The sequence below is a fragment of the Streptomyces fructofermentans genome, from assembly GCF_014651055.1.
GTDB classification, from domain to species: domain Bacteria; phylum Actinomycetota; class Actinomycetes; order Streptomycetales; family Streptomycetaceae; genus Streptomyces; species Streptomyces fructofermentans.
Window position 1 is genome coordinate 141,433 of record NZ_BMWD01000022.1, and the last position, 22,099, is coordinate 163,531.

At 73.8% G+C, this 22,099-nt stretch carries 14 protein-coding genes; 12 read left to right on the plus strand and 2 right to left on the minus strand.

The window, feature by feature from the left end; all coding sequences use genetic code 11:
* Positions 1-190 precede the first annotated feature (190 nt).
* The 5 genes from IE265_RS27115 to IE265_RS27135 all read left to right on the plus strand — a co-directional run bounded on the left by IE265_RS27115 (position 191) and on the right by IE265_RS27135 (position 13,055).
* Entirely contained in the window at positions 191-1,045 is an 855-nt protein-coding gene (locus IE265_RS27115; RefSeq protein WP_190038316.1) for a DUF4132 domain-containing protein, read from the plus strand.
* Positions 1,042-6,093 (plus strand): hypothetical protein, encoded by a 5,052-nt coding sequence (locus IE265_RS27120; protein ID WP_190038317.1) that lies wholly within the window; start codon positions 1,042-1,044, stop codon positions 6,091-6,093. The genes IE265_RS27115 and IE265_RS27120 overlap by 4 nt, the downstream gene beginning before the upstream one ends.
* A gap of 142 nt (positions 6,094-6,235) precedes the next feature.
* Positions 6,236-7,405, plus strand: coding sequence for an ATP-binding protein (locus tag IE265_RS27125; RefSeq protein ID WP_190038318.1), 1,170 nt, complete (start codon positions 6,236-6,238; stop codon positions 7,403-7,405).
* Between the two features lie 5 nt (positions 7,406-7,410).
* Complete coding sequence (locus IE265_RS27130; RefSeq protein WP_308434819.1) at positions 7,411-11,139, plus strand: vWA domain-containing protein; 3,729 nt, start codon at positions 7,411-7,413, stop codon at positions 11,137-11,139.
* Entirely contained in the window at positions 11,136-13,055 is a 1,920-nt protein-coding gene (locus IE265_RS27135) for a hypothetical protein (RefSeq protein ID WP_190038319.1), read from the plus strand. The genes IE265_RS27130 and IE265_RS27135 overlap by 4 nt, the downstream gene beginning before the upstream one ends.
* Positions 13,056-13,453: 398 nt before the next feature.
* Here IE265_RS27135 and IE265_RS27140 read toward each other — a convergent pair whose 3' ends face one another.
* Both IE265_RS27140 and IE265_RS27145 read right to left on the minus strand, forming a co-directional pair.
* Positions 13,454-14,482, minus strand: coding sequence for a DUF6745 domain-containing protein (locus IE265_RS27140; protein WP_190038320.1), 1,029 nt, complete (start codon positions 14,480-14,482; stop codon positions 13,454-13,456).
* A gap of 162 nt (positions 14,483-14,644) precedes the next feature.
* Positions 14,645-14,971 (minus strand): DUF8820 family protein, encoded by a 327-nt coding sequence (locus tag IE265_RS27145; protein ID WP_190038321.1) that lies wholly within the window; start codon positions 14,969-14,971, stop codon positions 14,645-14,647.
* 387 nt (positions 14,972-15,358) lie between these two features.
* Here IE265_RS27145 and IE265_RS27150 point away from each other — a divergent pair, with 387 nt between their 5' ends.
* The 7 genes from IE265_RS27150 (at position 15,359) to IE265_RS27180 (ending at position 21,945) form a co-directional block, all read left to right on the plus strand.
* A complete protein-coding gene (locus IE265_RS27150) occupies positions 15,359-16,327 on the plus strand; it encodes an STM4015 family protein (protein WP_190038322.1) in 969 nt (322 codons plus the stop codon).
* A gap of 33 nt (positions 16,328-16,360) precedes the next feature.
* Complete coding sequence (locus tag IE265_RS27155; protein ID WP_190038323.1) at positions 16,361-17,623, plus strand: STM4014 family protein; 1,263 nt, start codon at positions 16,361-16,363, stop codon at positions 17,621-17,623.
* Positions 17,624-17,672: 49 nt separating this feature from the next.
* Complete coding sequence (locus tag IE265_RS27160; RefSeq protein WP_190038324.1) at positions 17,673-18,479, plus strand: STM4013/SEN3800 family hydrolase; 807 nt, start codon at positions 17,673-17,675, stop codon at positions 18,477-18,479.
* Positions 18,476-19,831 carry an STM4012 family radical SAM protein gene (locus IE265_RS27165; protein ID WP_190038325.1) on the plus strand — a complete coding sequence of 452 codons (1,356 nt, stop codon included), beginning with the start codon at positions 18,476-18,478 and terminating at the stop codon, positions 19,829-19,831. The genes IE265_RS27160 and IE265_RS27165 overlap by 4 nt, the downstream gene beginning before the upstream one ends.
* A gap of 7 nt (positions 19,832-19,838) precedes the next feature.
* Positions 19,839-20,741: an STM4011 family radical SAM protein gene (locus IE265_RS27170; RefSeq protein WP_190038326.1), complete on the plus strand. Its 903-nt coding sequence runs from the start codon at positions 19,839-19,841 to the stop codon at positions 20,739-20,741.
* A gap of 203 nt (positions 20,742-20,944) precedes the next feature.
* Entirely contained in the window at positions 20,945-21,418 is a 474-nt protein-coding gene (locus IE265_RS27175) for a hypothetical protein (RefSeq protein WP_190038327.1), read from the plus strand.
* Between the two features lie 236 nt (positions 21,419-21,654).
* On the plus strand, positions 21,655-21,945 hold the full coding sequence (locus IE265_RS27180; RefSeq protein ID WP_190038328.1) for a zinc-ribbon domain-containing protein: 291 nt from the start codon (positions 21,655-21,657) through the stop codon (positions 21,943-21,945).
* The last annotated feature ends 154 nt before the right edge of the window (positions 21,946-22,099 follow it).

Sequence of the window (22,099 nt, forward strand, 5' to 3'; positions counted from 1 at the left end):
AGAACCCTCCTGGCTCCGGGACCGTTCCGCCGGAACCGCCCCGCGGACCGGAGCCCCGCACCATTCTGGGGGCGCGTCCCGATGCCGAGGCGCCCCGCGCGGCCGCCGCGGGGCCATGCGAATCGGGCGTTGTCAGTGGCCTGACCTAGAGTTCCGGTCACTTGATCAGTGAGGTGCGGGGAGGCACAGCATGGGGTGGGTGACGGCCGGCGACTACGAGGTCGGGCTCGACGGCGGAAAGGTGGTGTGCCGCAACGGGGCGGGGCGGCGGCTCAAGTCCGTGCCGTCCAAACTCGCGGACGACCCCGCGGTCATGGGCCTGCGGCAGCTCGCGGAATGGCTGGAACGGCACGACCGCCAGTGCCTCGCCGATGTCGAGAAGTGGATGGTGCGGTCGCTTCCGGTTCCGCTCGCCGTCATCGCCCGGGTCTGGCCGGACCCCGCTTGGCAGAGCGCGCTGCGCGATCTCGTCGTCACGGGTCCCGACGGCGAGGTGGCCGGATTCCTGCGGGACGCCGACCTGGACCGGGGGCTCGGTCTCGTCGACCTCGACGGGGACAGCGTGCGCATCGCTCCCGAACTTGTCAGCCTCCCCCATCCGGTGCTCCTGGACGACCTCGACGAGCTGCGCGAGTTCGCCGTCGAGCTGGGTGTCGAGCAGCGTGCCCAGCAACTCTTCAGAGAGGTGTGGCGGCCTCCGGCCGACCTCGACGCAGGGGCCACCTCGGTGGAGGAGTACGCGGGCGGCTCGTTCAAGGAGCTGCGCTTCCTGCACGGCAGGACCACCCAGCTCGGCTACCGCGTACGCGGCGGCAACGCGGTCTGCCCCGTGCGCGAGGACGCCCGCGGCGTCGAGGCCAGGGTCTGGATCGGCGACTACGACAGCTACGAGGAGACCGAGACCGGGCCACTGACGTGGACCGACCGCGCCGGCAAGGCGCTCAGGCTCGGACAAGTGGGACCCGTCGCCTGGTCGGAGGGCATGCGCATGGCTGCCGCCCTCTTCGCCGGACGTGACATCGAGGACGAGGAGCAGGCGGCATGACGACCTACGCAGACCCCACCACGACCGCGCTGCTCGAAGCCGGTGCCGTCCTGCCCGTGGACACCGCCACCGGTGAGGACGCCGACATCCTCACCGTGCGGACGTACACCCATCCCGCGCTGGAGGACCGGCGCGTCGTCCGTCTCGTGCCTGGCACTCTCGGCGAAGCCGAGGACCTGGCCCTGGAGTTCCTCGACCTGGTGCGCGAGCCGGAGACCCCCGAGGTCGGACGGGTACGCCGCGAGACCCTCGGCTTCCCGGCCTGGGCCCTGGTCAACGACCCGGCCAACGGCCATCACGCGCTGGCCCTGGTCAAGGACGTCGAACGGCTCGCGCGCCAGGCCAAGTCCCGCCCCGGCACCGCGAAGGAGGGCTTCGAGGCACTGGGCGAGCGGCTCGGCCGGGCCGTCCCGCACTTCCTGCCCACCTTCTACGAGCAGGCCGCCCGGGTCTTCCTCCAGCACGAGAACACCACGTACGCCGCCGCCTTCTTCGGCAAGGCGCGCGAGGCCGAGCGGGTGCACGCGCTCTCCGTCGACGAGGAGCGGCAGCGCGCCGTCTTCCTGGAGTTCGCGTTCGCCGGGGCGCTGACGGTCAAGGCGCTCAAGGAGTATGTGAAGGACCTGGCCCAGCGGCTCGACCCGGCCACGGCCTGGGCGCAGTTCCGCCAGTTGTCCGTGGAGCGCTGCGCGGCCGGGATGCCTCCTTACGCGTCGCTTCCGCAGGACGCCCGCGGCCTGGTCAGGGCCGCCGGTCTGGACCGCGTGACGGAGGAGTGCGCCTTCGTCGCCGATCTGCTGGCCTCACCCGCCGCGGTGCGCGCGCCCGCCTCCTTCTGGACCGCCTACCGCGCCACCGTCCCCGTCCTCGTCGAGCGGCAACCGGCCGTGCGGGCCCGGCTCCTGGAGATCATGCCCACCGGTCTGGGGCGCGCCGACACGGACGACGAGTTCTGGCTGACACTGCTCACGGAGAGCGGCGCCGATCGCCTCCTGACCGGCGAGGACGACGACGCGGCGTCGGACGCGATCGCAGCGGACACCGCTCCGGCGGACGGCGTGGACAGGGCCGACTGGCTCAGCCGCTGGGCCGCCCACCGCAAGCACGGCGGCACGGTCAGCGGACGATCCCCTCTCACGCTCGGGCTCGTCGAGCGGATGGCGCCCCGACTGCGCGCCGACGGTCGGCCCGTGGACCTCTTCACGGGGCGCTGGCACGCCGGCGCCGACCTCGACCTGCTCGACCTGTGCGCGGCGTCGGGCGTCCCCCTCGCGATGCCGGCGGCCGACAAGGACGTACACCTCGCGCTCGACCGCTGGCTCCGCGACAAGAAGCCCGGCGCACGGGACCTGACGGCCACCGCCGCCGACCCGCTTCTGCGTCCTCTTCTGCACCGCGCGATCGGTGCGCTGGGCGACGACCGGACACTCCCCGGGATCGTCGATGACCTCGCCGCCCACCCCGTACTGGGCGACGTGCTGCGCGAGTATCTGGACGACGCGGCCGAGGCGCTCACCTCGTCGACGGGCCTGCCCGCCGCCCGCGCGGCGCTGGGACGGCTGCGCCCCTTCCGCACGGTGGCGGCCCAGGTCAGCCCGCAGGCCGTCGCGCGCGTCGCGGCGCACGAGATCGCGCCCCTGCTGGGCCGAACCCTGCGCGCCGGCATCCCCGACGAACTGGGCTGGCCGGCCCTCGACGAGGCGCTGGGCCTCATGGCCACCGAGAAGGGGCACGACCGCGACGACGCCCTGCAGATGACCGAGGCCTGGCCCGCGCTGATCCTCTTCCGCGGGAACCGGGCCGTCGTCGTGGGCCCGGACAAGGTGCTCCTCGACCACGACCTGCGGATCCCCGTCGACCTGGACCGCTGGCAGCGTCCGCACTTCCGCTACACGGACGGGGAACTCCTCGTGATGTGGCGGCACGACAACAAGCAGCACGGCTACTGGTCCGCCCGGCCCTCCGAGGTGTTCGCCCTGGGGGGCGAGCAACTGCCCCACTGGTACGGCAGCGACCTCGGCGAGCCCTCCATCCCCCTGTCGGGCGGCGGCCGGGCCACCGGCGGGCGCGCCCTGCACGCCGGTGACACCGTTCTTCCCGCCGGCCGGCCCGTGATCGGTGACGGCACGACGTGCTGGCGGCAGGGCAGGCAGGGCCGGCAGCAGGTGTGGATGGAGTACGACCCGGTCACCGGCACGCACGGACGCGCGTCCCTGCCCGCGTTCCTGCGGTCGGGCATCCTCGAGGACGCCACTCTGCTCCAGCAGCAGTGCGAGGTCATGCCCCTGCAACCCGGCCTGGAGCACAGCCCGTTCGGCACCGACGGCACGGTCCTCGGCCGATGGGTGCGCACGGAGGGCGCCGGGGCCGAGACCCGGACGACCACCGGCACACCGGACGGACGGACCGTGACCCTGCGGGCCGCCGACAACGGCATGGCGAGGATCCCCCTCGGAGCCCTCCTGCTGCCAGGAGGCGCCGAACCCGTCGCCGCGCTCGTCAACCGACAGGTCGTGCTGTTCGCCCCTGGCGACACCTCGGCCGCAGGTGAACTCGGACGGATCTCCCCCGGCCAGCGGGGCGGGGAGTTCGCCGCCGGTTCCCGGTTCGTACCGCCCCTGGCGTTCTGGCACGCGCTGCGCCCCCGCGACGAGCGGGCGTCCGCCCTGCTGCGCGGACTGACGGACGACCGAACCGCCGACGTCCTGCGGGGCGCCGCCGAGGCCCTGGCCGAGCGCGAGGCGCAGATCGTCCGGGCCGGCGGCGCGGAGAAGGTCACCGCCGACCCCGCCGACGCCAAGGGCAGGACCGTCGTACCGGCCGCCGACCACTTCGTCCGGCGCGCGGTGTCGGCGACGCTCACGGACCTCACCGACGAGCGTCTCCTCATCGGTGTGTCGGCCCTGGTCCACGGGACGCTCCGCCTGTCGGAGTCGATCACCGCATTCGTCCGGCCGCCGGCTCCGCCGACGCGGCCCGAACGGCGGGCGAACGAGGACATGTTCTCCGACTACAGCCCCCTCCACGGCGAGGACCGCAACCTGCGCGCGGTCACCGCGGGTATCGCCGACCTGGGCGGATGGTGGGGAGGCAGCCACCAGTGGAGCACACTGCGCCAGATCCGTTCGGTGAACCACGTCCTGTCCGGGCGGCCCGCCGAGGGCAAGCCCCTGCCCGAGGCCGCCGGGACGAGGACCTGGGGCGACGGCTGGCGGAGCGACGAGCGGACCGTCCCGGGCATGGGCGTGGTGTGGCCGTCGATCCTGGGGGTGCTGCGGCCCCTGGCCTACCGGGCGGCGACGCCCGCCATGACGGACGCCGAGCGGGAGGCGCTGCTCCTGCTGCTGGAAGCGGTCGCCGAAGGTCCGCTGGCCGCACCGGAGGGCGGGCTGCGCCAGATCGTGCTGACCGAACCGCACGAGAACCAGCAGCGTGCCGGTCAGGTGATCCGCCGGGACGGCCGGACCGTGGTCGTCCTGGCGTGCCAGAGCGTCGACAGCGAGCACAAGCGGGTCAACTGGCTCGCACTCGACCACGACCCGTCCGGCGGGTTCGGAGCGGTGGCCCACTTCACCCTGAGCCGGGAGAGAGTGGTGCCCCGGTCGTTCGCCGCCGGCGGCCTGGCCGCTGTCACCGGGCTGGTCCGGGACAAGGGTGCCGCCCCGTGGCGGGCCGAGGCGCCCGCCGCGTTCGCCGCCGCGACCCGCGAGGGTCTGGGTCCCGTCCAGGCCGCGGTGCTGCTCGCCGCACGCCCGCAGAACCCCGTGCCCGACGTACTCGCCACGATCGGGCTGAAGCCGCGGCAACTGGACCTGGGCAACGGCCGCCTGTCGTCGCTCGACGGGACGGACCGGACGGCCCTCATGAGCGCCCTGCTGCCCGAGGACCCGTCCGAGCTGTGGACGACCGGTCCCGACACCGTGGCCGCGGGCCGCGTGTGGGCCGAGCGCCTCGGCTCCGTGGTCCGGCTGCCCGAGGACCTGGCGGCCGACCTCGCCGGGCTCCCCGCGTCGTCCGCCGAAGCGGTGCTGAACCCGGTGCGTACCCCTTGGATCGCCCGCACGACGGTCCAACTGCCGGACAAGGACGGCAACCTCGTGGCGGCCGACCCCTCCGCGCTGCCCGGACGCCACGACCTCGCCGGTGGAGTGGCCTCCCTGGCCTCACTCGCGTACGCCCTGCCGTACGGGCACCCGCTGCGCGCGCTCCTGCCCGAAGGGCTCGAAGCACTGCGGCGCCGCCTCACCGACCCCGGACTGCTGCTGGATCTCGACGTCATGTGGACGGACAAGGGCGGCTCGACCGCGGTCGAACTGCGCAAGGCGTACGGTCTCGGCGCCACCGGCGGTGCCGACGCGCACGGCCTGACCCCGCTCGGGGAGGCGCTCGTGCTGAGGCCCTGGTACGCCGACCAGGAGACGGTGCTCATCCGGCCCGTTGCCGTCACGGGCACCGACGACCCCGTCATCGGTCTGTTGGAGGGCCTGGTGGGTCCGCATCGCGACGGGGGCATCCGAGCACTGCGCTCCCTGCTGGGCGGTGAACTCGCCGGCGCCGTGTCGGCGGGCCTCGCGCCCGAGGGGCCCAGCGGTCACGCCCAGGACCCCACCGTGTCGGTCCCCGCTCTGGTCGCCGAGGTCGCCTCGGCACTCGGGCTCGGGCAGGACGCGGCGGCGCTCTACCTCCAGTTGCTGGCCCTGCCGGATCCCACGGACCGCAACTGCGCGCGCTGGACCGGCTGGAGGCCCGCACGCATGAAGAAGGCCCGCGCCGAACTGGCCGCCACCGACCTGGTCGTGGAGGCCAAGCGGCCACGCGCCGGACGCACCCTGTTCCTGCCCTGCGGCTGGCGCGACCTCAAGTCGCCCGCGCTGCCGGTGGAGATCTGGAAGGAGGGCCTGTACCCGGTGAGCGAGCGCACGCGTGCGGTGCCGCTCCTCCCGGTGCCCGACCTGTTCGCCCGCGCCTGGGACCGTGTCCGGGCCGGCGACGCGCCCGCCTACGAGGAACTCACCACCCGTGCGACCCGCAAGGGCCGCCGCCGATGAGCATCGACCGAGCCGCCCTGCCCAGCACCGCCGCCCGGCGCCCCCTTGCCACTCCGGCCACTCCGGCTTGTGCCGGGGTGGCGCCGGCAGGCACGGACGAATCCATGACGACCACCTCCCGACCCGACCGGACGGACCACCGATGACCACCGCCCTGGCCCCCGACACGGCACGCCAGATCACCCCGCCCGAGGACCGGCACGCCGCCGAACTCGCCTTCCTCGCCGCGTACGACGACGGTCCGCGGCCGCCCGCGTGGCGGCTGACCCCACGCGCCGTCGTGACCTTCGTGATGGGCAGCGACGGCCGGGCGCTGCGGCTGCCCGACGACGCCGACGCGCCCGAGGGAGTGCCCCGGCGCCTCGTCGTCGAGGGCAAGTTCGTCGGCGACCGGGCCCTGGTCGAGCGCTGTGTGATCACCCTCGCCGGAGAGCGCGGACTGCTGCTCGTCGGCGAGCCCGGCACCGCCAAGTCCATGCTGTCCGAACTGCTCTCGGCGGCCGTCTGCGGCACCAGCGAACTCGTCGTCCAGGGCACCGCGGGCACGACCGAGGACCAGCTCAAGTACGGCTGGAACTACGCCCTGCTGCTCGCCCAGGGGCCCAGCCGGCAGGCCCTCGTCCCCTCCCCCGTCCTCACCGCCATGACCCGCGGAGCCGTCGCGCGCGTCGAGGAGGTCACCCGCTGCCTGCCCGAAGTGCAGGACGCCCTGGTGTCGTTGCTCTCCGAGCGGCGCATCGCCGTGCCCGAACTCTCCGGCACCGAGGACGCCCTGGCCCACGCGGCACCCGGCTTCTGCCTCATCGCGACGGCCAACCTGCGCGACAAGGGCGTCTCGGAGATGTCGGCCGCGCTCAAGCGCCGGTTCAACTTCGAGACCGTCGGCCCCATTTCGGACCTGGACGCCGAGACGGCTCTCGTACGCAGTCAGGCACGGGCATCCGTCGAGCGCGCCGGAGCACCGTTCAAGGTCGACGACGCGGTGCTGGAGGCGCTCGTGACCGCGTTCCGCGACCTGCGGGAGGGCCGGTCCGCCGAGGGCTGGGAGGTCGAGCGTCCCTCCACGGTGATGAGCACCGCGGAAGCCGTGTCCGTGACGGGCGCGCTGGGGCTCGCCGCCGCCTACTTCCCGGGCGACCGCGATGTCCTCGGGCTGCTGCCCGGCCATCTCCTCGGTGTGGTCCGCAAGGACGACCCCGCCGACGCGGCCCGGCTGCGCGGCTACTGGGACGGTCCCGTCAGACGCCGCGCCGAACAGGGCTCCGCCACCTGGCGCACCCTGTGGGACCTGCGCACCGTGCTGGAGGACTGACCGCCGTGCCCCTCTCCCCCGACGATGCCGTCGCGGCCCTCACCGGCCCGACGGCGCCCTTCCTCATCGGCGTACGGCACCACTCGCCCTCGCTGGCCGCGGCCGTGCCCGCGCTGCTGGACGAGGCCGAGCCGGACGTGCTGCTCGTCGAACTCCCCGGTGAGATGCAGGAATGGCTGCCCTGGCTCGGCCACGAGGAGACCCGGGCCCCGGTCGCCCTCGCCGCCGCCCCCCGCGACGGGGCCGGCGGCCAAGGCCCGGCCTTCTATCCCTTCGCCGACTTCTCGCCCGAACTCGCCGCCGCGCGCTGGGCGGCGCGGCGCGGTGTGCCGGTCTTCGCATGCGACCTGCCGCTCGCGGACCGCGCCTGGAGCGGCGGACGGCACACCCCCGGCCCGCCGGACCACGGCACAGGGCGCACCCCGGACGCGACGGACGGCGCTGACGACACGGACGCCACGGACGACACGAACGCCAGGAGCAGGCACGACCGGAGCAAGCACGCCGGCGACACCGGCGGGGACACACGCGGCGGGGACTCGCACGACGGCGACGCGCGCGCCGTCGCGGGCCTGGCCGACGCGCTACGGGCCCGGCTCACGGGGCGGGCCGGTGACGACCTGTGGGACCGTCTCGTCGAGGCCGCCGCCCCGGGATCGTCCCCCGAGGCACTGCGGCGCGCGGCCCTGCTGACGGGCTGGGCACTGCGCGAGGAGGCCATCGCCTCGGGAGGCGTGCCCGAACTGGACCTGCGGCGCGAGGAATGCATGCGTGCCCGGCTCGCCTCAGCCACGGCGAACGGCGAACGCGCCGCGATGGTCGTCGGCGCCTTCCACGCCCCGGCGCTCACGTCACCGGACCCGGGGGACCACACCCTGCCGCAGCCCGCGCCCGGGGCCACGGTGGCGCAGGCTCCGGAGTGGACGACCTCGCTCATCCCGTACACGTACGCGCTCCTCGACGAGCGCTCCGGTTACCCGGCGGGCATCCGGGACCCGGAGTGGCAGCATCTCGTGCTGAACGCGGCAGGCGATCCGGCCGCACTGGAGGACGCACTCACCCGCGCCGCCGTCCAGGTGTGCGCCGAGCTGCGTGCCCTCGGTCACCCGTCCGGCCCTGCCGACGCCCGGGAGATCAGCCGCCTCGCGGGAGACCTCTCCCGGCTGCGCGGACTGCCGGCGGCGGGCCGGGGCGAGTTGGTCGAAGCGGTGCAGACTGTCCTCACCCAGGGCGAGCCGTACGGGCGCGGCCGGGCGGTCGCCCGGGCGATGGAACGGGTCCTCGTCGGAACTCGGTCCGGCCGCCCCGCACCCGCGGCCCCGCGCAGCGGGCTCGGACCGGCGGTCGAGGAGGAGTTGGCGGCCCTCGGGCTGCCGGGGCCCGACAGCCGGGGCTCCGACGCCGCGCGGGAGCTGCGGCTGGATCCGCTGCGCTCCGACCTCGACCGCCGCCGTGAACTCCTGCTGCAGCGCCTGAGGGTGTGCGGTGTGCCGTACGCGGAGTCCAAGGAGGTCGTGGGCGCGGGCGGCGCCGAGGCCCTGACCTCGCGTTGGCAGACGCGCTGGACACCGGCCACCGCCGCGATGCTGGGTGCCGCGGGCGTCCGGGGGGTCACCGCCGCCCAGGCCGCCGAGGGACTCCTGCGCGAGCGCCGCCGCACCGAGCTGGACGAGGGCGGACCCACGGCCGCGCAGACCCTGGACGGTCTGCGACAGGCTGCGGAGTGCGGTCTGCCCACGCTCGCCGACGAACGCCTCACCGATGTCCGCGACGTGCTGCCGCACTCCGCCACGCTGCCGGAGCTGCTGGCCGCGCTGGCACTGCTGGACCGGCTCCGGGCGGGTCACATAGCCGGCCTCGAGGTCGACGGTGAACGCGCCACCGCGGCGGCGGACGTCACCGAACTGCTCACCGCGGCAGCCGTACGGCAGGTCGACGGTCTCACAGGCTCCGAGGATCCCGCCGACGCGCACGCCCTGCTCGAACTCGCCCACCGCGCCGACCTCCTGGGCGGCATCCGGCTCACCGACGCCCTCTCCAGGCTGGCCGCTGACGGCTCGCCGCTGATGCGCGGGGCCGCCGGGGCCGTGCGCGTCCTCCTCGGCCAGGAGGAGCCCCACGCCCTCGGCGACCGCGTCGCGTCGTGGGTCGACTCGGCCACCACTCCCGAGACCCGGTCCACACTCACCGACCGGCTCACCGGCCTGCTCACCGCCGCCGGCCCGCTCCTCGAGGCGGCGGCGGCCGCACTGGATCCGCTGCTCGACCGGGTGAGCGCGATGCCCGACCAGCACTTCCTGGAGCGGCTGCCCGCGCTGCGGGGCGGCTTCGACACTCTCAGCCCGGCGGCGCGCGAGAGGCTCCTCGCGATCGTCGAGGAACGCCTCGCCGTCACCCGCCTGACCGACACGGGCGGTATCGACCCCGTCGCGCTCGCCACCTGGACCCGTGCGGACCTCGCGGCCCGCGCGTCCCTGCGGTCCCTCGGGCTGCTGCCCGCGCGCCGCGAGGACGACGGGCGCGCCGGACACACCCCGGCCGCGGGCGGAACGTCCGAGCCCCGGGAGGCTGCGGCTCCCCTGGCGGACGAGCAAGCCGCGGCCCCGCCCTCCGAGGACCAAGTCCTCGCTCCCGCCGACCGCTGGCGGCTCGTGCTCGGCCGTCGTGCGGAGCAACTGCCGCGTTCGGCGTCGGCGTTGGCGACGGCCCTGGACGAGCTGTACGGCAGCGGACGCGGCGAGGGCAGCAGGGGCGACCTCCAGGGACCCGGCGGTCGCGGCTCGGGCGGGCGCGAAGCGCCGTATCCCGGTGTACGCGAGTGGTCCGAGGAACTGGCCGCGCTGTTCGGACCGGGCATCCGCGAGGAGGTGCTGGCGGCAGCCGCCACAGCGGGCCGCAAGGACGTGCTCGCCGAGCTCGATCCCGACCGCGTACGCCCCTCCGTCGACCTGCTGCGCACAGTGCTGCGGCACGCGGGCGGACTGCCCGAGGCACGGCTGGCCGCCCTGCGGCCGCTGGTCCGCCGCCTGGTCGACGCACTGACGCGGGAACTGTCCACGCGCCTGCGCCCCGCGCTGCACGGTACGACCCTCCCGCGGCCCAGCAGACGCCCTGGCGGTGGTCTCGATCTGCCCCGTACCCTGCGCGCCAACCTCGCGACGGCACGCCGCGGCCCCGACGGCACCGTCCAGGTCGTGCCGGAGCACCCCGTCTTCCGTTCGCGCGCCAAACGCGCCGCCGACTGGCGCCTGATCCTGGTCACCGACGTGTCGGGCTCCATGGAGGCCTCCACCGTCTGGGCCGCCCTGACGGCTTCCGTCCTGGCCGGCGTGCCGACCCTGTCCACGCACTTCCTGGCCTTCTCCACAGAGGTCATGGACCTCACCGGGCACGTCGACGACCCGCTGTCGCTGCTCCTGGAGGTCCAGGTGGGCGGCGGCACCCACATCGCCGCGGGCCTGCGCCACGCCCGCGAGCTCGTCACCGTGCCGTCCCGCACGCTCGTCGTCGTCGTGAGCGACTTCGAGGAGGGCTACCCCCTCGGCGGTCTGCTCGCCGAGGTCCGGGCACTGGTCGGGGCGGGCTGTCACGTCCTGGGCTGCGCGAGCCTCGACGACACCGGTCGTCCCCGGTACTCGACGGGTGTCGCCGGCCAACTCGTCGCCGCGGGCATGCCCGTCGCCGCCCTCAGTCCACTCGAACTCGCCCGCTGGGTAGGGGAGAAAGTCTCATGAGCGTCGAACTCCCGCCGGTCGCGCCGTCCGTGACGGCCGCACTCGTCGAGGGGCTCACGCCCCGGCTCCGCAAGCGGCTGGACTCGGGCGTCGCGAAGCTGGCGTCCCGACCGGCCGTCCGGGACGGCGATACGGTCCGTATCGCCGTCGACGACGACACCCAGCTCGAACTGCACGCTCCCGGCGGCGCCGTGACCAGCGCGGACGCCATCCGCTGCGGTTGCCTGCTCGCCCCCGACTGCCTGCACCGCGCGGCCGCCGCCTCAGCTGCACCGATCGCCGACCCGGCCTTGGAACCGGAGTCCGCGACCGCGTCGCGGTCCCTCACGGGGTCGGCAACCGCGACTGACCCGTTGGCCGGGAGGATCGGCGGCGACGGCCCGCCGATCGTCGGCGCGGCGCCCTCCCAGGCCGCACCGGCCACCGCGTCTCCTTCGTCCGCAGGCAGCACCCGGACCGCCGTCAACAGCCGGACCGCAGTCAACACCCGGACTGCCGGGGTCACGCCGACCGCCGATGCCGCGCGGGAACCCGAATCCGCCACATCGGATCAACGTGCCGCCTCGCGCGCGATGTTCGAGGCCGCGGCAGCCGTCCTCGACGCGGGTACGGACGGGGCCGGCGCCGTACTCCAGGCGGAGCTGCTCCGCGCGGCGCACGGGGCGCGGATCTGCGGCCTGCCCGGCATCGCCTCGGCGGCGGTCTCCGTGGTCACCCAGGTGCGTGCCGCCCGTAGCGCGCAACCCGCCTACCGGCTGGGTGATCTGACGTCCGCGCTTCGCGAGGTCCTGGGCACCGCGCACCGCATCCCGGACGCCACCGGCCCCGAGTTGGCCGCACTGCGCGGCACCGCACGGCAGCCGTACACCCCCGACGGGTCCCTGCGGCTGTACGGCCTCTTCTCGGAGCCGATCCTCACGGCGACCGGATACGCGGGGGCTGTCACGTGGACGGCCGACGCCGAGGGCCGTCTCTACACCGTTTCCGACGTGGCCCCTGGAGGTCCGGGACGGGCCGTCGGCGCGGCCGACCGTGCCGTGCGCGTCGGTGACACGGCCCTCACCCACCGCGAGCTGTCGCGGGCGGGGCTGGCCATGTCGGGCGCCACCGTCTCCCCGACGGGCCGGCTGGGAGCGGGCGCGGCCGTACGTGCGGTACGGGCGCCGGGCGCCGCCTGGCGTGAGGCCCCGCTCGACCGGTTGTGGGCCGTACCCGTCGCCGAACAGGTGTCACGTGCGCTGACCGGCGGGGACGGTCTGCTGTTCCTCGAGGTGACGCTCACCGGCACCGTCCGCGAGGCGGCCGGGGACTGCCTCCTCGCCGACTGCGACGGCCTGACGCTCCGGCTCGCGGGCGCTCACGACCACCCCGCGCTGCCCTTCCGCGACAACCTCCGACTCCTGGCGGCAGCCCCGGGCACCCGGCTGCGCGTGGTCGCGCGCCTCGCCCCAGCCCCGCTGCCCCGTGCGCTGCTCCTGGCGACGGACCATCCCCGTGATGACAGTGCCCATCTCGACGTGGGCCTCGACCGCCTCCAGCACGCCGACCTGCCGGGGCCCTTGGTACCGCCCGCCGGTCCGCCACCGGGCGCGGACGAGGCCCCGCTGCACCTCCTGCGCCGCCGTGTCCATCAGGCGGCGTCGGCCGGCCGGCGCGTTCTGGCGTTCCCGGGGGACAGTGCCGCCGACAGCCGGCGACTGGAACGCAGTGGTCTCGGCGGTGCCGGGGAGCTCCTCGACGAACTCCACTCCTCCGCGGCCGAGCGGTCCCGCGATGTCTTCGGCCGTCTCGTTCCCGCCGACGTCGACCGGTTCGCCCGCGCCTGGCTGGCCGCCGCCCACTACACCGAGGAGGTCGACCGGGCCCTGTGCGCAGCCGCTTGGGGCGCGGACCCGGAACTCCCCGGCTCGCACTGAGCGGGCCCGGCTGGTCGGACGGGTACGGCGGGCCCGGCAGGCCCGGTCCGCGGCAGGCGGGGTCGGGGTCGGGGCCGGGGTCGGGGTCGGGGTCGCCAGGACGGCCACGGACGGCGGGCTTGGACGGCTTCGCGGCGGCCGAACGGGGGCGAGGGAGGGGCGAGGGCCGATCCCGTCGAGTCCCTTGCCCGCCCGACAGGCTCACGCCATCCGGGTGCATGCCATGCCGGGCCGGGTTCATGCTGGGTCGGGTTCATGCCGGGTCGGGTTCATGCCGGGTCGGGTTCACACCCGCCCGCTGCATTCCGGGCACGGAGGCCACGAGCCCGCTGCCCGTATCCGGCAGGCGACGTTCGCCCTCCGGGAGGCGGCCGCCCGGAGGCCTCCCGATGGGCGCGTCACGTCTGCCGCAGCGGCTCGTACACCTCGGAGCCGAGGCCGAACGTCCAGGCCACGCCCTCGCGGGCCGTCCGGGTGGTCGGCGGAACCCGCAGCCAGTAGGTGCGGCTCGTGCCGTCGGGTTCCGGTGTCGAGTTGACGACCTCGACCATCACCACGTCCTCGTCACCGACGAGTTGGACACGCCACAGCACTCCTGTCTCGTCGCGGTGGACGGGAACCGCTCCGGACTCGTCCAGGTACCGGTCGTAGCCGTAGTACTCCAGCATCACGCGTCGCAGCTCGGCGTTCTCCTCGCCCCGGATCCGCTCCGGGGTGAGGGCCGTCAGCTCGTCGAGGAAGTCACGCGGAACGGGCATGCCCCGCCAGGCGTACAGCTCGAACCCGTCCGCGTACCCCAGAGCGGGACCGTCGCCCCGGTCGAGACGGCCGGCCTCGTCGCGGTGCAGCGTCAGAGGGCGTTCGCTGATGATCGCCACATTCTCGTACGGCCACCACCAGCCCGCGTTGCGCGCCACCGCCGCCACATCACCGAGCGCGCTGTCATCGCCCGCCTCGAAGGCGCACAGCCAGGCCGCGTCGTGCTGCCCGAGGGCCGCGTCCAGGAGCAGCAGGCGGACCCGTGTCTCCTCCTCCCGATCACCGGCGAGTTCCTCGACGATGCCCGCCCGCACCCGGTCGACCAGTGTGCGGGTCGACTCCCACAGGCCCGCACCCGTGGCACGCCAGTGCCCACTCCACCCCTCAGGGCCCAACGTGTCGTGCATCCGGCCCCGTTCCGCGGCCCAGGGCGCGGCGAGCACGGCCTCGCGCACACCCGCACCCACAGGACCCAGCGGCGAACCGTCCGGGTGCGCCCCGGTCATCAGCATCCGCACGGCCTCCCGGGGCGACCGCGCCCAGACCACGGTGGCCGGCTCGGCGAGGCCCGCCCGCCGGTAAGCGCGTCGCACCCCTTCCTCGGCCGCCGTGCGGTCCCCCGCCCCCGTGGCCGCTGCCGTGGCCCGCCAACTGCTCTGCTCCATCACGCCGTTCCTCTCCCGAGTTCTGCCGATCCTGTTCCGTGGCGCGTCCGACGCGCCCCGGTTCCGGGCACGGCCCGTGTGCCCGCCGCCCGATTCCCACCGCCGATGACCGGCGTCCGTGCTGTGCCCGTACATCCGCCGACGTCCGCGCACGCCCCGCCCCCGTCAGTCGGCGACGATGCGCACCGAACCCGGCACGTACTCCCGCTGCCTGATCACCCGGTACCAGCCCTTCGGCAGCGAGATCGCCGCGTGCTCCTCGTGCACGACACGCGCCCCGTCGGGGACGTGCAGCAGCATCGGGCCGAACACACCCGCCTCGCGTATCAGCCGCCCGGGGCCGACGACGGCGTGGGCGTGCCCGGTGACCTCACCGAGTGCCAGGACGAGTCGGCCGCGGCCGTCGCGCGGCTCCGACATCCCGTCGGCGGCGTGCTCGGGCACCGCGCTCTCCTCCAACGCCACGATCAGAACGTCTCCTTGCCGGTACATGGGACTCCCTCCGGGTTGAGGCACTCGGTGTGCCGTGGAAAAAACCGTAGAGGTCGGCACTGACAATCGGCCCTCGCCGCCCGGGCCCGGGGCTCGGACGCCCCTGGCCATCGAAGTCCACCGCGCCGTCCGGGCCGGCCGACTCCCCGTGTCGCGAGGGCCCACCGACCGGCACTCGCACCGACGCCCCCGCTCGGGGGCACCCGGTACCTCTCGGTCCCGCTCCGGGCGCCGTGCCGCGGCCGACCGCCATCCACAGGGCACCCCTGCGGGCGGCGTTGTCAGTGCGGCTTGGTAGAACTCCACTACCTGGATGCGGTCGGCGCGCGCCAGGCGTCAAACCACGACCGCCGATTCACCGGCCTCAGCACGAAGGAGCGGGCGCGCATGACCATGGGTAGCCACCTCGACGAGTTCCACGGCTTGCCGGCCTTCGCCTTCCCGGGCGTCGGCGACACCTCGGCCGAGGCGTCCTCGCTTCCGTCGCCCGACTCCGTGGCCTGGCGCGTCGCGGTGGACTCGTACGACGCCAAGGAGGAGTGGGAGGAGGCCTTCGCCCGCTTCCTCGAGGCGGTCGACACCACACAGGTGCGCGCCCTGATCGTCGGCACCTGGAGCGAGGTCTACGACACCCCGCCCGACACGGTGATCGAGGCACTGGTGGCCGCCCGTGACCGGCTGCCCGCACTTCGCGGCCTCTTCCTCGGGGACATCGTGATGGAGGAGTGCGAGATCTCCTGGATCGTCCAGGGCAACGTGGCCCCACTGCTCGAAGCCTTCCCCGACCTTGAGGAGTTCGCGGTCCGCGGTGGCAGCCAGCTGGTGTTCCCGGCCGTCCGCCACGACCGGCTGCGCTCGCTGCACGTCGAGTCCGGCGGCCTGCCTGCCTCGGTGGTGCGGGGAATCGCCGGCTGCGACCTGCCGGCCCTGGTCGACCTCGACCTGTGGCTCGGGACGTCCGAGTACGGGGGCGACGCCGAGGTGGCCGACCTCGAACCGTTCTTCGCGGGCACCAGGCTGCCCGCCCTCAAGCGGCTGGCGCTGCGCAACAGCGAGGTCCAGGACGCCGTATGCGCGGCGTTGGCCTCGGCGCCGGTGGTGGCACGCCTGGAGGCGCTGGACGTGTCCATGGGAGTGCTGACCGACGACGGGGCGACGGCGCTGCTGACAGGGCAGCCGCTGACGCACCTCAAGACCCTCGACATGTACCACAACTACCTGAGCGACGCCGTGCGGACGCGTGTGGTGAAGACGCTGGAGCCCGCGGGCGTGGAGGTCGACGTCGACCCGGACGACGCCGAGGCCGACGAGGAGGACGACGGCACGGTGTGGCGTTTCGTGTCGGTGGGCGAGTAGCGCGCGGCGGGAACGGGTCGAGGGGGGAAGGACATGCGCCGAACGGAGCCGACGGGCGCCGCACCCGCCTGGGTGGTCGTGGCCAACGGGGACAACCGCAGAGTGAGTCTGTTCTCCGCGGCGGCGGAGGCGGCCGGGCAGGGCACGCCCAGGGTCGTCGAGTGGGCGGACGTGCTGCGCGAGGGTGGGCACGCGTTCGCGGACCACGAGATCGTCCGGCTCGACTCCCCGGGGGAGAGCGCCGAGGTGGACGCGCTGCTGAGGGGCGTGGCCGATCCCACGCGCGTGGAGGGTTCCGCCCGTTGGTACGCGCGGTTCCTCGACGCTGTGTCCTCGCTGCGCGGCGGTCGGCGGCTGGACGATCCGGCCGACCTGGCCGTGATGTTCGACAAGCGGCTGTGCCACGAACGCCTCGCGCTCTCGGGCGTGCCGGTGCCGCCGTCGCCCACTTCCGGCGCCGTCTCCGCGGTGCGGGACTGGGCGGACGTACGTGCCCTGATGCGGGAGGCGGGGCTCCAGCGGGCCTTCGTCAAACTCGCCCACGGGTCCTCCGCGTCCGGTGTCCTCGCGATCGAGACGACCGCGTCGGGCCGCATCCGCGCGACCACTTCGGTGGAGCGCGCCGAGGACGGCCGACTGCACAACTCCCTCCGGGTGCGCCGCTACACCGAGGAGGGGGAGATCGCCGCGATCGTCGACGCGCTGGCTCCCGACGGGCTGCACATCGAGCGGTGGCTGCCGAAGGCCTCGCTGGGCGCGCGGTCCGCGGATCTACGCGTCGTGGTGGTGGCGGGCCGGGCCACGCACGCAGTGGTCCGTACGAGCCGCTCCCCGCTGACCAACCTGCATCTGGGGGGTACACGCGGCGACCTGGCGGCCGTGCGGGCACTGGCGGGCGACCGATGGGCCGCGGCGATCGAGACGTGCGAGCGTGCCTCTGCCTGTTTCCCCGGCACGCTGTGCGTCGGCGTCGATCTGCTCCCGGCCGTCGGCTGGCGCCGCTTCGCCGTCGGGGAGGTCAACGCCTTCGGCGACCTGCTCCCCCGGCTGACCGGACTGCCCGGCAGCGGAGCCGAGGGCCTGGACACCTACGCCGCGCAGGTTGCGGCAGCCGGGTCCTTCTCCCCCGCCGCCTTCTCCGGACCGGCGGCTCCCACTGCGCCTAACGCACCAGCAAAAGCAACAGCACCGACAGGAGCGAGGGCAGCTACGGGCGCCACAGCGAAGCAGGGCCCGTCCGTATCCGCCGCTCCACCGCACGACCTGCCGAGGACAGCACATGCCACCACCCTCTGAGACCCACCCCACGCGAGGCGGTTCCCCCGTCCCCGCCGAGCGACCGGACATGAACGAGGTGGTCGGCCGGGACGACCTGCTGCTGCTCACCCTGGACACGCTCCGCTACGACGTCGCGGTCGAACTCGCGGCCGCGGGACGCCTGCCCAACCTCACCGCGCACCTGCCCGGCGGCACCTGGGAGAAGCGGCACGCGCCGGGCAGCTTCACCTACGCGTCCCACCAGGCGATGTTCGCCGGATTCCTGCCCACACCGGCGACGCCCGGACCGCACCCCCGGCTCTTCGCCGCGCGGTTCGCGGGCAGCGAGACCACGGCGGACGGCACCTTCGTCTTCGACTCACCGGACCTCGTGTCCGGCCTGGCGGCCCACGGCTACCGCACGGTGTGCGTGGGCGGGGTCGGCTTCTTCAACAAACAGGGCGCCCTGGGAGACGTACTGCCAGGCCTGTTCCAGGAGAGCCACTGGGAGCCGGAGTTCTCGGTGGCGTCCCCGACCTCCTTCGAGGCACAGGTGGCCCGAGCCGAGAAGACGGTGTCCGAACTGCCGGCGGACCAGCGTCTGTTCCTCTTCGTCAACGCCTCCGCACTGCACCAGCCCAACTGGTTCCACCTGCCCGGGGCCACCAAGGACGCAGGCGACAGCCTGAGCACGCACGCCGCCGCGCTGGAGTACGTGGACCGTCATGTCGGGCGGCTGTTCACCGCGATGAGTTCGCGCCGCCGCTGCTTCGCCATCGTCTGCTCCGACCACGGCACCGCCTACGGCGACGACGGCTACACCGGCCACCGCCTCGCCCACGAGTCCGTGTGGACGGTGCCGTACGGCCACTTCTTCCTGGAGCCGCCCGCATGACCGTCCTCTCAGCGGGCGTCCCCGTACACCTGCCGCGCCCCTACCAGAGCTACACCTACGCCTATCCGCACAAGACGGCCTACCGGCCGCTCAGCCCACAGCCCTCTCTCGCGGACCTGTGGGCCGGGGAGTCGCGGCAGTCGCTCTCGTTGTACCTGCACATCCCGTTCTGCGAGATCCGCTGCGGCTTCTGCAACCTGTTCACGCGCATCGGGGCGCCCGAGGGACTGACGGGCCGCTATCTGGACGCCGTGCGCCGCCAGGCCGCGGCCGTACGTGAGGCCCTGGGTGACGCCGAGCCCCCGAGGTTCGCCAACGCCGCCTTCGGCGGGGGCACTCCGACCTATCTGGAGGCCTCCGAGCTGGAGCGCCTGTGCGACATCGCGGAGCGTGAGATGGGCGTGGACCTCCGCGCGGTCCCGCTCTCCGTGGAGGCGTCGCCCTCCACGGCGACCGCCGACCGGCTGGCCGTCCTGGTCGAGCGCGGCACCACCCGGCTGAGCCTGGGCGTACAGAGCTTCGTCGAGGACGAGTCCCGGGCGGCCGTGCGCCCGCAGCGCAGGTCCGAGGTCGAAGCGGCCCTCGCACGCATACGCGAGGCCGCGGTCCCCGTCCTCAACATCGACCTGATCTACGGCATCGACGGCCAGACGGCGGCCAGTTGGCGCCACTCCCTCGACGCCGCTCTCGCCTGGCGCCCCGAGGAGATCTACCTCTACCCGCTCTACATCCGCCCACTCACCGGACTCGGCCGCCACACCGATCAGCGGGCAGCCGACCGGGAGTGGGACGAACAACGGCTGAACCGCTACCGGGAGGGCCGCGACCATCTCCTCTCGAACGGCTACGAGCAGGTGTCGATGCGCATGTTCAGGCGGTCGGACGCGCCCCCTCAGGGGCCCGACGACTACGCCTGCCAGACCGACGGCATGATCGGACTGGGCTGCGGCGCCCGCTCGTACACGTCGAAGCTGCACTACTCGTTCGACTACGCCGTCTCGATGCGGGAGATCCGCGGCATCATCGACGACTACACCGCCACGGAGGACTTCTCCCGCGCGCTGCACGGCAGATGGGTCGACGAGGACGAGGCACGACGCCGGCATCTGCTCCAGTCGCTGCTCCAGGCCGAAGGGCTGGCCGTCGCGGAGTACCGCTCGCGCTTCGGGACCGACCCGCAGGACGACTTCCCCGACGAACTGGCAGCCCTGGCGGGCCGCGGCTGGCTCGAAGGCGAACCGCCCACGTGGCTGAGGCTGTCCGCCGAAGGACTCGCGCACTCGGACGCGATCGGGCCGGAGTTCTTCTCCCCGGCCGTGCGCGCCGCGATGGCCGACTACGAGCTGAAGTGACGAGTCCATGGATCTGACGCTCCTGTACCGCGGGCCCCTCTCCTCGTGCGACTACGACTGCCCCTACTGTCCGTTCGCCAAGCGGCGGGACAGCACGGCGCAACTGCGCGCGGACCGCACGGCCCTCGACCGGTTCACCGGTTGGGTGCGCGAGCAGCGGGAGGACCAGTTGTCGGTCCTCTTCACTCCCTGGGGCGAGGGCCTGGTCCGCTCCTGGTACCGCCGCGCGCTGGTGGACCTCTCGCACCTGCCACAGGTGCGGCGGGTCGCCATCCAGACGAACCTGAGCTGCCGCACCGACTGGCTGGCGGACGCCGACCCGGAGAAGGTCGCGCTGTGGTGCACGTACCACCCCGGACAGACGCCGTACGACCGGTTCCTGGCCAAGACCCATGCCCTGTCGACGCTCGGAGTGCGCTTCAGCGTGGGGGTGGTCGGCGTGCCGGACCACCTGGAGCACGCGCGACGGCTGCGCGCCGAGCTGCCCGAGCACGTCTACCTCTGGGTCAACGCGGCGGAGGAGCACACCTACACGGACGAACAGGCCGCGCTGTGGACGGCGTTGGACCCCTTGTTCCCGTTCAGCCGGCACCCCCACCGCTCGGCGGGCATGCCCTGCCGCACGGGCGAGTCCGTCGTCTCCGTGGACGGCGAGGGCACGGTCCGCCGCTGCCACTTCGTCCGCGCCGAACTGGGCAATCTCTACGACGGCTCCTACCGTCCCGCGCTCGGCCCGAAGCCGTGCCCCCAGCAGGTGTGCGACTGCCACATCGGATACGTGCATCTGGAGACACTGCCGCTGTACGACGTGTTCGCCGGTGGAATCCTGGAGAGAGTCCCGCGTACGCTCCCCGAGCGCCCCGCCCCCGACCGTCCCCTGCTGCCCGTGGTGCCTCTCGCCGCCCGATGACCGTGCCGGTGACGCGAAGGGGGACAGGGACGGGGCAGATTGGGGGGGACGGGTCGAGGTTCGTCCACACGGGCGGCCGTCAAGCCCTGTCCCCCGGCCGCGGATGGCAGATTGTCGCCGTTGACCCGTATGTACTGCGCATGACAGCGTCGATGCGCCCGGGCGGCAGGCCCCGGGGTCGTCCGCAGAGGGGACTGATCGGCATGGGTGGCAGACGGGGCACGTACACGCTGGCGGCGGTCACGGCCGCCTCGCTCCTGTTCGGGGCCGCGGGCACGGCGGCTTCGGCAGCCTCGGGACCCGGCGCGACGGCGACGGTCCCGGGCCCGGCCGCCCTCCCGGGCCCGACGAGCTACTCGCCGGAGGAGGAGGCGCATCTGCGGGAGGTGGCCGCCTCCATCTGGAACGCCGACCTGGCCGCCGGATGGAACATGAACCCGGAGGTCGCGGACGTCCTCTCCACGGCGACCGGGGAGATCCTCCGGTGCTCCGAGGCCTTCGCGCTCGTACCGCGTCCTCCCGGCTTCGTCCCGGGGGTCGGCTACCTGCTCAACTACTGGAAGAACCTCAAGGACTACTTCCTCGCGGTGAAGGACAACCGGTCCTACCGCGCCTGCGTGGTGACGGCCGCGGCGAACTACCGCTCGGCGATCGAGATGGCCTCGATGGGCATCTGACCTGGCGTGCCGGAACTCGGCGCGCGGCCCGCCCGTTCTCTCCGAGGAGGTCCCGAACGGGATCCGGTGCGCGGCCGGCCTGCAAGGGTGGCGGCGCACCGGCGGGTGGCGAGCAGGTCGCGGCCGGGCGCCCCAAGGGGACGGGCGCGTCACACGTGCACGAGACTGTGCCTCGTCGGCGCACATCGCCACCGCTCGCCGACTCCGCGCCGGCAGGCCACACCGAAGGAACCCGCATGATCATTTTTGGCACCAAGGGCTACCTCTACCAGCTCGCGATACTGACGTTCGTGTGCGGCCAGTGCGGCAACCCGGCCGCGCACACGCTCAGGAAGCGCGTCACGAAGTTCACCCTGTTCTTCGTGCCGCTGTTCCCGATCTCGACGAAGTACGTCACCCAGTGCACCTTCTGCGGTGCGGAGCAGAAGGTGACAGGGGAGCAGGCGGAGCAGCTCCAGGCGCAGGCCGCGGGCGGGTACGGCGGCCAGGCGCAGGGGCAGCCGCAGCAGCAGCCGTACCAGTCCTGAGCAGGCGGGAGGGCGCGCGAGCCGAACGATCCCGGCTCGCCCGCCACCGGCCGCGACGTCCATGCGTCGCACGCCACGACCTCCGTGACGGGCCGCTGATGCTCCTATTGCTGTCAAGCGGCTTGGAGCCACTCGCGGTAGGCGTGACTGAGGT

Coding starts and splice junctions, on each gene's coding strand:
- IE265_RS27115 (WP_190038316.1), top strand. CDS start 191: ATGGGGTGGGTGACGGCCGGCGACTACGAGGTCGGGCTCGACGGCGGA.
- IE265_RS27120 (WP_190038317.1), top strand. CDS start 1,042: ATGACGACCTACGCAGACCCCACCACGACCGCGCTGCTCGAAGCCGGT.
- IE265_RS27125 (WP_190038318.1), top strand. CDS start 6,236: ATGACCACCGCCCTGGCCCCCGACACGGCACGCCAGATCACCCCGCCC.
- IE265_RS27135 (WP_190038319.1), top strand. CDS start 11,136: ATGAGCGTCGAACTCCCGCCGGTCGCGCCGTCCGTGACGGCCGCACTC.
- IE265_RS27145 (WP_190038321.1), bottom strand. CDS start 14,971: ATGTACCGGCAAGGAGACGTTCTGATCGTGGCGTTGGAGGAGAGCGCG.
- IE265_RS27150 (WP_190038322.1), top strand. CDS start 15,359: ATGACCATGGGTAGCCACCTCGACGAGTTCCACGGCTTGCCGGCCTTC.
- IE265_RS27155 (WP_190038323.1), top strand. CDS start 16,361: ATGCGCCGAACGGAGCCGACGGGCGCCGCACCCGCCTGGGTGGTCGTG.
- IE265_RS27160 (WP_190038324.1), top strand. CDS start 17,673: ATGAACGAGGTGGTCGGCCGGGACGACCTGCTGCTGCTCACCCTGGAC.
- IE265_RS27165 (WP_190038325.1), top strand. CDS start 18,476: ATGACCGTCCTCTCAGCGGGCGTCCCCGTACACCTGCCGCGCCCCTAC.
- IE265_RS27170 (WP_190038326.1), top strand. CDS start 19,839: ATGGATCTGACGCTCCTGTACCGCGGGCCCCTCTCCTCGTGCGACTAC.
- IE265_RS27175 (WP_190038327.1), top strand. CDS start 20,945: ATGGGTGGCAGACGGGGCACGTACACGCTGGCGGCGGTCACGGCCGCC.
- IE265_RS27180 (WP_190038328.1), top strand. CDS start 21,655: ATGATCATTTTTGGCACCAAGGGCTACCTCTACCAGCTCGCGATACTG.